Source organism: Candidatus Walczuchella endosymbiont of Icerya purchasi (assembly GCF_964030875.1).
GTDB lineage: Bacteria > Bacteroidota > Bacteroidia > Flavobacteriales > Blattabacteriaceae > Walczuchella.
This window is the reverse complement of the sequence record NZ_OZ034981.1, coordinates 142501-154334: the sequence shown is the minus strand read 5'-3', so window position 1 is coordinate 154334 and position 11834 is coordinate 142501. Positions and strand designations below refer to the sequence as shown.

The 11834-nt window shown below is 34.5% G+C and carries 4 protein-coding genes, 4 tRNA genes and 2 rRNA genes (1 of these 10 running past the window's edge); 9 read left to right on the top strand and 1 reads right to left on the bottom strand.

What is annotated here, in order from left to right; all coding sequences use genetic code 11:
• The first annotated feature begins 35 nt into the window (after positions 1-35).
• The 5 genes from mutS to AAHJ01_RS00730 all read left to right on the top strand — a co-directional run bounded on the left by mutS (position 36) and on the right by AAHJ01_RS00730 (position 4974).
• Positions 36-2585 (top strand): DNA mismatch repair protein MutS, encoded by a 2550-nt coding sequence (gene mutS, locus AAHJ01_RS00750; protein ID WP_342226726.1) that lies wholly within the window; start codon positions 36-38, stop codon positions 2583-2585.
• Positions 2576-2648: transfer RNA gene (locus tag AAHJ01_RS00745), tRNA-Gly, on the top strand. The genes mutS and AAHJ01_RS00745 overlap by 10 nt, the downstream gene beginning before the upstream one ends.
• A gap of 25 nt (positions 2649-2673) precedes the next feature.
• Positions 2674-2758 (top strand) — tRNA-Leu (locus AAHJ01_RS00740).
• 790 nt (positions 2759-3548) lie between these two features.
• Positions 3549-3878, top strand: a complete 330-nt coding sequence (locus AAHJ01_RS00735) for a hypothetical protein (protein WP_342226725.1) — start codon at positions 3549-3551, stop codon at positions 3876-3878.
• Positions 3879-4743: 865 nt separating this feature from the next.
• On the top strand, positions 4744-4974 hold the full coding sequence (locus AAHJ01_RS00730; protein ID WP_342226724.1) for a hypothetical protein: 231 nt from the start codon (positions 4744-4746) through the stop codon (positions 4972-4974).
• 301 nt (positions 4975-5275) lie between these two features.
• Here AAHJ01_RS00730 and topA read toward each other — a convergent pair whose 3' ends face one another.
• Positions 5276-7609 (bottom strand): type I DNA topoisomerase, encoded by a 2334-nt coding sequence (gene topA, locus AAHJ01_RS00725; RefSeq protein ID WP_342226723.1) that lies wholly within the window; start codon positions 7607-7609, stop codon positions 5276-5278.
• Between the two features lie 871 nt (positions 7610-8480).
• Here topA and AAHJ01_RS00720 point away from each other — a divergent pair.
• The 4 genes from AAHJ01_RS00720 to AAHJ01_RS00705 form a co-directional block, all read left to right on the top strand.
• Positions 8481-10027 (top strand): 16S ribosomal RNA (locus AAHJ01_RS00720).
• 81 nt (positions 10028-10108) lie between these two features.
• Positions 10109-10182 (top strand) — tRNA-Ile (locus AAHJ01_RS00715).
• Between the two features lie 13 nt (positions 10183-10195).
• Positions 10196-10269: transfer RNA gene (locus AAHJ01_RS00710), tRNA-Ala, on the top strand.
• 62 nt (positions 10270-10331) lie between these two features.
• A 23S ribosomal RNA gene (locus AAHJ01_RS00705) occupies positions 10332-11834 on the top strand; it runs 1395 nt beyond the window's last position.
• The 16S and 23S rRNA genes sit together here with 2 tRNA genes alongside, the layout of an rRNA operon.

Here is an 11834-nt window from a genome sequence, read left to right as displayed (position 1 = left end):
CATTGAATTCCATAGAATTAAAAAAGACGCCTCTAATGAGGCAATATACTGAAATAAAATCATTATATCCAGATGCATTATTATTATTTCGTGTTGGAGATTTTTATGAAACTTTTGATGAGGATGCTATTAAGTGTTCTAAAACACTGAATATTGTTCTCACTAAACGTTTTAAGGGTTCATCATCTGAAACAAAACTTGCTGGATTTCCTTATCATGCACTAGATAACTATTTACCAAAACTTGTACTAGCTGGGTTTCGTGTAGCAATTTGTGATCAATTAGAAGATCCTAAAACAACTAAAAAACTTGTAAAAAGAGGAGTAATTAGTCTGATAACGCCTGGTGTAGTTTTAAATGATGGTATTTTACCAAAATGTTCTAATAATTTTCTAGCTGTAATTCATTTTAATAATGAAACTGCTGGGTTAGCAATTCTAGATATTTCTACTGGAGAATTTCTCGTTACAGAGAATAATCTTCAATCTATTTATCAAATTATTCATCGTTTTTCACCTAGTGAAATTATTTATCAAAAAAATAAAAAATACGAATTTGAAAAATTTATAAAAAAAGAATATTTTACCTATTCTATGGAAGAATGGGCGTTTAAATATTCTTCGGCTTATGAAAAACTCATTCAGCACTTTAAAACTCATTCTCTTAAAGGATTTGGAATAGAACATCTCAATAATGCTATTATTGCAGCAGGAGCTACATTATTTTATCTTGAAATCACACATAATACTAAAATTAGTCATCTGTCATCAATAAGTAGAATAGATGAAGAACAATACGTGTGGATGGATGATTTTACTGTTCGAAGTCTTGAAATATTTCATTCAAATAACCCTAATGGAATATCTCTTTTTGATGTACTGAATCGGACACTGACTCCCATGGGGACCAGATTATTAAAAAGATGGATGATGTTCCCTCTTAAAGAATTATCTGCAATTCAGTCTCGTCACGATTTATTAGAAACATTTATAATTTTTCCTTACTTAAGTTATAAACTTATTGATATTTTTTGTTCTCTTAATGATATAGAACGTCTTATCTCAAAAGTCTCTACCGAAAAAATTAATCCTCGTGAATTAATGAATTTATGTTTATCTCTTGATAGTTTTTATACTCTAAAAAAAATTTTATCTACTTCTCAGAATAATCTTTTAAAAGAAATAGGAAAATCTGTTCCTAATTTTAGAATATTATATAAACATATATCTAAAGCTTTACATGAAGATCCTCCTCAACAAATTGGAAAAGGAAATATTATTGCAGAATTTTTTTCAAAAGAACTTGACGAATTCCGTTATTTGGTTTCTTCTGGTAAAGATTATTTACATCATATTTGTAAACGTGAAAGAATTCGTACGGGAATTCAAAGTTTAAAAATTTCTTTTAACAAAATTTTTGGATTTTATATAGAAATACGAAATATTCATAAAAATAATATTCCAAAAAATTGGATAAGAAAACAAACATTATCCAATTCTGAACGGTATATTACTGAAGAACTTCATGAATATGAAATGCGGATTTTGGGGGCTGAAGAAAAAATTCTAACTCTTGAAAAAAAATTATTTAAAGAATTAGTTGCTTTTGTTGGAGAGTATATTGAATCTCTACAAAAGGCCTCTAAACTTATAGCATATTTAGATGTTATATTATCTTTTACTAAGAATTCTCAAGAATACAATTATGTTCGTCCCATTATGGATAGTAGTAAAAATATTTTTATAGAGAAAGGAAGACATCCAGTTATAGAAAAACATCTCCCAATAGGAGTCTCTTATATTCCAAATGATTTATCGTTAAATTCTGCATCTTCTCAAATTTTGATTCTCACCGGACCTAATATGTCTGGAAAGTCTGCTTTTTTACGACAAACCGCTTTGATTGTACTTATGGCTCAAATTGGAAGTTATGTTCCTGCAAAACGGGCACAATTAGGATTGGTGGATAAAATATTCAGCCGAGTGGGTGCTTATGATAATATAACGTTAGGGGAATCTACTTTCATGGTGGAGATGAATGAAACAGCTAATATTTTAAATAATCTCTCAAAACGTAGTTTGATAATACTTGATGAAGTAGGAAGAGGTACAAGCAATTATGATGGAATTTCTATAGCTTGGTCGGTAATTGAATACCTTTACAAACACTCAACTCGTCCTAAAACATTATTTGCTACACATTATCCTGAACTTAATGAAATGTCTGTTTATTTCCAAAGAATAAAGAATTATACTATTTTGGTAAAAGAACTAGATGACAAAATTCTTTTTATGTATAAACTATTACCTGGAAATAGTACACACAGTTTTGGAATTTATGTAGCAAATATGTCTGGAATGCCAAATATGGTTATTAGTCGTGCTAAACAATTATTAAAACATATTGACAAATTTAATATGATCAAGATATTAAAGTTAAAGTCTGAACAAATATCAACAGATAAGTTGCTATATCCTATATTAGAAAAAATTCTTAGTATTGATATAAATATGCTGACTCCTCTAGAAGCCCTTATAAAACTCAATGAAATAAAAAAAAGACTTTGTCAATTATTGCGAAAATAGCTCAGTTGGTAGAGCACGACCTTGCCAAGGTCGGGGTAGCGGGTTCGAATCCCGTTTTTCGCTCGTCTATCGTCTAAATACACATAAGGCCTGGATGGTGGAATTGGTAGACACGCAGGACTTAAAATCCTGTGGTCATTGTGACCGTGCGGGTTCAATTCCCGCTCTAGGTACTGTACTCTCTTCAACCCCATGATCACGTGGCATATAAATAATTTTGTGTCAGGGTCTGCGAGTTTTATTCAAGAAAAAGATTTTAAACATTTCTTCCTTATCATTTTTAACCGATCTAATTTAGACATGCGGCAGCTTTTAAATTTATTATTTTCGACTAGGTTAATGGGCATTCTTCTTCTTGTTTTTGCATTTTCCATGGCCACAGGTACTTAGACGACAGCAAAGGCTATGATTTACCAATCTAGTTAATCTAGTTGGTTCTAAACCATTATGATACTTCTATTATTATGTTTCATAGTAAATATTGGTAGATATTGTCTTTGTAGACGAGAAAAATTGCCTTTGCTTATTTAGCTTTTGTATTTATTTTGATAGGTGGTGCCATATCAAGATATATAGGTTTTTCTTGAATGATGTCCATTCGAGAAGGTGCCACCTATAAATATATCAAGTAATACTTTTAAAATCATTCTCGTATATGAAAGACCTTATTTGCTAGCTAATCTTCACAATTTTTAATTATGTACCGCATGCTCGTGAGATGACCGTTTTAACGGTAGTCCTTAACTCTATGTTCTAAGGGCGCTAAAGGTTATGTGACCTTTTCTCAGGTAATACTAAATAGTTTTGTCTCACCTACTACAATGAAAATAGTACAGAAGAAGGGTCAGCTATACTTACTTTCATCTGTTAATGGAAAGTATACTATTATGAAAACTGGAATTTAAGGTATTATTCTAAAAAACGTTCCTTCATAACTTAAATTAAATGGGATCTTTACAATGGATGGTCCCAGATACAATTCGTCATGGAATTATAAAAGATCTCCAAAAGACCAAGAAGAAAATTTTCCATCTGCTATTACTGCTGAAGTTTCCAATCAATCAACTTAAAATCTCCATAGGTTATGGATCTATTTTTATCGAAACTCCTTTTTCTTTGGATCGTTTTGAATTTCAACGTTATCCTGGTTCTTCCAGTCCTTCTTCTTTTGCTAGTGAATTAACACTTAACGATGGAAATTATAAAAAAAAGTATAGAATAATGTACTTTCTTATAAAGGGTATCGATTTTTTCAATACGGTTATGATCCTAAGGGTACATATCTTTCAGTGAATCATGATATATGTTATTAGGTTTGGGAATGTTTATCGGGATATATGCTAAACCTTTTTCTTATAGAGTTTATCAATCCCCAATTACCATAAATTCAGTCGGTTATTGGTTCAAGACCAATCTGGAAGGATTAAACCTATACAGACTATGGCACTAGAATTGCAAATTGACAAGAAAGATTATATTGGTAAGCTGTACGATGGATGATATCCACCTACCTTTTATAAAAGTAGGAATTAAAGGAGTAAATAAGTTGTTAAATATTACCAAAGCTAATAAGAATGCTTATACATCATTAATGAATCTTTGTAAATTTAATAAGTCTACCGGTCACTGCAAAGAGTCCTTCACAAAGAAATCAATATGATAAGGCGATTATAGATTTAACCTCGGCCTCATATCAGGTCTTTTCCAGGTAGAGTAATTTTTCCTAATGAGGTTAATCATACTTGTACCGTCTGGATACGAACGAATCCCCCGGCTCTTAATATGCTAAAAAATTAGCTTTAAATATAATTCTTGTAAATCAGCGTATAAAATCATTAATTATCAATATGGTCATGATCTAAGACCTTGGAAACCCAAAATTTAAATCTTTTAGGTCTACTATTTCTTATAGTAGCTTTTACTGACTTGTTTAGTATTAGAATAGTGGTACGTATCATAATGATGATTACTGTTTTAGTCTTTTTTATTCATGCTTTTGGGTTGGCCTTACGTTGCTATATTTACGGCCATTCTCCATGGAGCAATGGTTATGCAGTTTTTATTAGTTGGTGTGCTTATCCCCTACCACTGCACTTCTGGGAATAGCTAACATGACGAATACTGAAATTACACATCTTGTGCCTGTACTTAAATATTATTGGCTAATTATTCATGTACTTCAAGTTATGGTTTTTTTTATGTTGGAGGATTCTTAGGTTTAACTGTTTTAATTCTTTTCCGACCTTTATTAAAAAATCCAACTATTGAAAATCTTATCAATGAAATGTCCCAGACTATCGTATTATTAACTGTAGGAACTTTCCTTGGAGGAGTAATAATAGTTGGGGAATATCCTGTAGTTGGTATACAAAAGAAACTTGGGCTTTAATTAGTATAATAGTCTATGCTTTTGTCCTACATCTGAGGTTAATTCCAAATTGACGAGGAATATTTGCTAGTATTCTCTCATTTTCTTCTATAATTCGTACTGATTTTGGAGTCACTTATCATGTCTACATTCTTATGCTAATACGATTTCCATTACGATTTCCATTACGATTTCCATTACGATTTCCATTACGATTTCCATTACGATTTCCATTACGATATGGATTTATTATATTCTGTTTTTTATAGCTATCATTGCCCCGTGATCAAATTTCCCCCAACTCGATAATTCGTTAACGATTTTATGTACGTCTTTTTCTAGCTGTATATACTAATGCATCAATTATTTTTTTACATTGTTCAAGATTCAATTGTTCTACGTGTATGTTTTTTGGTAATTTGTAATTATTTTTCCCTTGTCGGATGTATGGACTAAAACGTCCATTTACAATTTCTATAGGTGGTTTTATTTCTTCAAAACGTTGTATAATCTTTTTTGCATTTTCCTTCCGTTGTTTTTTAATAAGTTCAATAACTTGTTCCAAAGTAATCTCATCAGCACAATATCCACTATCTTCTTGAATTGATATAGATTTTCCATAATATTGAATGTAAGGTCCAAATCTTCCGATTTTTATTATTATTTCTTTTTCCTCAAAAGTTCCTAATACCTTAGGAAATTCAAAAAGTTTTAATGCTTCTTCTAAAGAAATCCGATGAATATGCTGATGTTTTAATAAGGGGGAAAATTTCGGTTTTTCCTTATCCTTTATTTCTCCCATCTGTATCATGGGTCCAAAACGACCGATTTTAGCAAAAACTTTTTTTCCTGATTTTGAATCATTCCCAAGTAGGCGTTCTGTATAATTTTTTCCGATATTTTTTAGAATAGATTCTATTTTTGAATGGAATCCTATATAGAAAGACTTAATCAAGTTATTCCATCCCTCGTTCCCTTGCGATATTTGATCAAAATGATTTTCGATTTTAGCTGTAAAGTCGTAATTAATAATTTGATTAAAATTTTCTATTAGAAAATCATTAACTATTATCCCTATATCGGTAGGTATAATTTTCTTTTTACTTCCTCCACTCAATTCTGTTTTATTATAACTATTGATTTTACTCCCAATAAGGGTCATTACTTCATAATTCTGTTCTATTCCTTTTAGATCTTCTATTTTTATATAATTACGTTTTTTAATAGTTAATATGGTAGGAACATATGTAGAAGGTCTACCAATCCCAAGGGTTTCTAAAGTATCGACTAACGATGCTTCACTATAACGAGAAAAATTTTTAGTAAAACGTTGTATCGCTGTAATACTTTTATTTTTAAGTACTTCACCCTCTTTAAGTTTGGGAAGATAATTTTCATCTGTTTCTTTTGTCTTTTTATAAAGTATTAAAAATCCATCGAAAACAATTATTTCTCCCTTTGCAAGGAAATTATACTTCTCTGGCGTGTTAATGTATATAGTAGTTTTTTCCAACAAAGCGTCGGACATTTGTCCTGAAATAGTCCGTTGCCATATGAGTTCATAAAGACGTTGTTTATTTATATCATAGCTAACATGAAATTTGCTTACGTCTGTAGGTCGAATGGCTTCATGGGCTTCTTGTGCAGATTTACTTTTGGTAGTATCTCTTCTAATATGAAGGTATTTTTCCCCAAAGTTTTTAATTATAAAATCTTTTATTGAAGAAATAGCGTCGTCTGAAATATTTAAACTATCTGTCCTAATATAAGTTGTATATCCTTCTTCATATAACTGTTGAACCATCCGCATAGTATACTCAACTGAGTATCCTAATTTTCTAAAAGCTTCTTGCTGAAGACTAGAAGTTGTAAAAGGTGATAATGGACTCTTTTTTACAGGTTTTTTTACAATTTTATTTATCGAAAAATGAGCATAAATACATTTTTTTAGGAATTTTTCTGCCAGTTCTTTATTGATAAAAGTTTTTTCTAGTTGTGCTTTAAAATATTTTTTCTTTTCTGATAAAAATAAAGATTTGACTCTATAAAAAGATGTAGTTTTAAAGTTGGTGATTTCTTTTTCTCGTTCTACGATTAAACGTACTGCTACGGATTGTACACGTCCCGCAGAAAGTCCTTTCTTTATTTTTTTCCAAAGCACTGGAGAAAGCTCAAAACCTACTAAACGGTCAAGAACTCTACGTGCTTTTTGTGCATATACCAAATTCTTATTTATAGGTCTAGGTTTTTCTATTGCTTGTAGTATAGATTTTTTCGTTATTTCATGGAACACAATCCGACGAATTTGATTTTCTGGGATTTTAAATTGATTATAAATATGCCAAGCGATCGCCTCTCCCTCTCGGTCTTCGTCAGACGCCAACCATATAATATCATGATTCTTAATCAAAGATTGAAGTTTTTTAACTATCTTTTTTTTATCTTTAGGTACTACATAAAGAGGTTCAAAATCATTATGTCTGTCTATTCCCAGACTTTTCTCAGGTAAATTAACAATGTGGCCAAAACTTGATACTACTTCAAAAGATTTATATTTATCTAGATAATTCTGTATAGTCTTAACTTTCGTCGGAGATTCTACAATCATTAAATTTTTTACCATAGATTTTTCAGTACTTACGTTATAATTCACCATAGTCTTTAACGCGATTTTTTAAGGAAATTGTTCTAAAAGTTTTAATGCTTCTTGACGAAACTCATTCATTTTTTAATTTCTCCCTAAATTTCTTGCACTCTTTGTGTATCATTATTATGGGATTTGATAGAATCTATAATCCATTTTTTATATTTTGAATTACTTTTACTAAGAACATGAATCAATGGTAAAGTTCTTTTTCTCTCTTTAAAATCTATTACGATGGAAGATCTTGGGAATAATAAAATAAATCATCTTTAATCCTATAATTTTAAAACATGTCTCTTCATCTGCTCCCATTGAACATGCTCCTCCTTCACAACATGCACTAATAAAACTAGCGGTAATCTGTTCGTCTTTTTTAGCTTCTATTGCATTTAAGTACGTAATAAGCTTCTATTGCATTTAAGTACGTAATAAGCTTCTATTGCATTTAAGTACGTAATAAGCTTCTATTGCATTTAAGTACGTAATAAGCTTCTATTTTACAGGTTTGCATTATAATATCATATACTACTGCCATAGTCTTGTAGTTCCTCCCGCGCATATCCTCTATACATAAATTTATAATATCTTCTTTCCCATTTCATAATAAATTTGAAGTCCTGTACTGTTCAGTACTGTTCAGTACTGCTATGGGCGTCCCTTCTTCTTTGTCGGGGTATTAAGAAATCTCGTAAAGTTATCCAAGTAGTGTGACTTATGCTGTTAAATTTTTTTAATCGGGACTCATATCTTTCTTGATAAGGTCTTTTAGAGTCTTCATAATTTCTATTGCCAAAGAAAATATTTATTATACCTTTGTATTTACTGTTCATTGAAAGTAGAAAGCTATTGTGTTTTTCCCCTGAGAGAAATTAAAACATTAACAACAATGAAGAGTTTGATCCTAGCTCAGGATGAACGCTAGCGGAGGGCTTAACACATGCAAGTCGAGGGGCAGCGTAAAATAAGTTTGCTTATTTGGCGGCGACCGGCGAACGGGTGCGTAACACGTACGTAATCTACCCTTTGCCAAGGTATAGCTCGTAGAAATTCGAATTAATACCCCATAGTATAAAATTTTCGCCTGAATATTTTATTAAAGCCTTGGGTTAAAACCTTTGGTAGCAAAGGATGAGCGTGCGCCCGATTAGTTAGTTGGTGAGGTAATGGCTTACCAAGACTGCTATCGGTAGGGGGCCTGAGAGGGTGATCCTCCACACTGGTACTGAGACACGGACCAGACCTTTACGGAGGGCAGCAGTGAGGAATATTGGTCAATGGAGGAAACTCTGAACCAGCCACTCCGCGTGCAGGACGACGGCCTTCTGGGTTGTAAACTGCTTTTGTATAGAAATAAAATTTCTTACTAGTAAGAACTTGAAGGTACTATACGAATAAGTGTCGGCTAACTCCGTGCCAGCAGCCGCGGTAATACGGAGGACACAAGCGTTATCCGGATTTATTGGGTTTAAAGGGTGCGTAGGCGGTTTGTTAAGTCAGTAGTGAAATCTTACAGCTCAACTGTAAAATTGCTATTGATACTAGCAGCCTAGAGTAAGATTGGAGCAATTGGAATGTGTGGTGTAGCGGTGAAATGCATAGATATCACACAGAACACCGATCGCGAAGGCAGATTGCTAAGTCTTTACTGACGCTGAGGCACGAAAGCGTGGGTAGCAAACAGGATTAGATACCCTGGTAGTCCACGCTGTAAACGATGATCACTAGCTGTTGGATTGTTTTTTTTATTCAGTGGCCAATCGAAAGAGGTAAGTGATCCACCTGGGGAGTACGATCGCAAGATTGAAACTCAAAGGAATTGACGGGGGTCCGCACAAGCGGTGGAGCACGTGGTTTAATTCGATAATACGCGAGGAACCTTACCAAGGCTTAAATGTACCACGAATAAGCTGGAAACAGTTTAGTTTTCGGACGGGGTACAAGGTGCTGCATGGTTGTCGTCAGCTCGTGCCGTGAGGTGTTGGGTTAAGTCCTGCAACGAGCGCAACCCCCATTGTTAGTTGCCAACGGATTATGCTGGGAACTCTAACAAAACTGCCGATGCAAATCGAGAGGAAGGTGGGGATGACGTCAAATCATCATGGCCCTAACGTCTTGGGCCACACACGTGCTACAATGGCCGGTACAGAGAGAAGCCACTGGGTGACTAGAAGCGAATCTCTAAAACCGGTCTCAGTTCGGATTGGAGTCTGCAACTCGACTCTATGAAGCTGGAATCGCTAGTAATCGCGTATCAGCCATGACGCGGTGAATACGTTCCTGGGCCTTGTACACACCGCCCGTCAAGCCATGGAAGTCGGAGGTATCTGAAGTCAGTGACCGTTAAAGGAGCTGCCTAGGGTAAAATCGGTAACTAGGGCTAAGTCGTAACAAGGTAGCCGTACCGGAAGGTGTGGCTGGAATATCTCCTTTTTCAGAGAAGTTTTTTTCTTAGGGGAAAACATAATGCTTTTATTTATATTCAACTCTTTAACTTCTTCTAATATTCTAAGAAGTCTCGTAGCTTAGCTGGTAAGAGCACTACACTGATAATGTATAGGTCCGCGGTTCAAGTCCGCGCGAGACTACTCTAGAAATAAGGGGGGATTAGCTCAGCTGGCTAGAGCGCCTGTTTTGCACGCAGGAGGTCATCGGTTCAATTCCGATATTCTCCACGTTTTAAAAAGTTCTTTGACATATGATTCCAACAAATAAAATTTTTTCTTCTTTCTTTTAGAAATAAACAAATAAGAGCACATGGTGGATGTCTTGGCTCTGAGAGGCGATGAAGGACGTGGTAAGCTGCGATAAGCTGCAGGTATTGGCAACACGATTGGATCTGCAGATTTCCGAATGGGAAAACCTGTTGTTTCACAAATATTTGTGAAATACAACATCATTATGAGGCGAACCCAGGGAACTGAAACATCTTAGTACCTGGAGGAAAAGAAAATAAAAATGATTCCGTTAGTAGTGGCGAGCGAAATCGGAACAGCCCAAACCAATAAAGTTTAGGCTTTATTGGGGTTATAGGAATACTATACATCTGTTTAAAACAGATTAAAATTGTATAGTAGAATGATTTGGAAAAATCAATCATAGAAGGTGATAATCCTGTATATGAAATCCAATTTTAATTGAATTTAATAGTAATCCTAAGTAGAGCGGGACACGTGGAATCCTGTTTGAATTAACCGGGACCTTCCGGTAAGGCTAAATACTCCTCAGAGACCGATAGTGAACTAGTACCGTGAGGGAAAGATGAAAAGTACTTCGAATAGAAGGGTGAAATAGAACCTGAAACCATGTTGCTTACAATCTGTCGGAGCTCCTAAGTGGAGTGACGTCGTGCCTTTTGCATAATGAACCTACGAGTTAATTTTACTGGCAAGGTTAAACAGTTTAGCTGTGGAGCCGAAGCGAAAGCGAGTCTTAATAGGGCGCATAGTCGGTGGAATTAGACGCGAAACCGAGTGATCTACCGATAGGCAGGTTGAAGCTATGTTAATCCATAGTGGAGGACCGAACTGGTGGACGTTGAAAAGTCTTCAGATGACCAGTCGGTAGGGGTGAAAGGCTAATCAAACTCGGAGATAGCTCGTACTCCCCGAAATGCATTTAGGTGCAGCATTATGTTAAGTATTATAGAGGTAGAGCTACTGATTGGATGATGGGGCTTCACCGTCTACTAATTCCTGACAAACTCCGAATACTATAATATGTTGCATAGTAGTGAGGGCATGGGTGCTAAGGTCCATGTCCGAGAAGGAAAGAACCTAGACCAACAGCTAAGGCCCCTAAGTATATACTAAGTTGACTAAACGAGGTTTAGTTGCCTAGACAGCTAGGATGTTAGCTTGGAAGCAGCTATTCATTTAAAGAGTGCGTAATAGCTCACTAGTTGAGTGACTGAGCGTGGATAATAATCGGGCATAAGTATATCGCCGAAGCTATGGGATCGAAAGATCGGTAGGGGAGCATTGTAAATTACGTTGAAGCTGTGTTGTCAAACACAGTGGAGTTTTTACAAAAGAAAATGTAGGTATAAGTAACGATAATGCGGTTGAAAAATCCGCACACCGAAATATCAAGGTTTCCTCAGCTATGTTAATCAGCTGAGGGTTAGTCGAACCCTAAGGCAAAGCCGAAAGGCGTAGTCGATGGTAGAGCAGTTAATATTCTGCTACTTGCTTATATTGCGATGGGGTGACGAAGTCATAAAATTGTCGCGTACTGACGG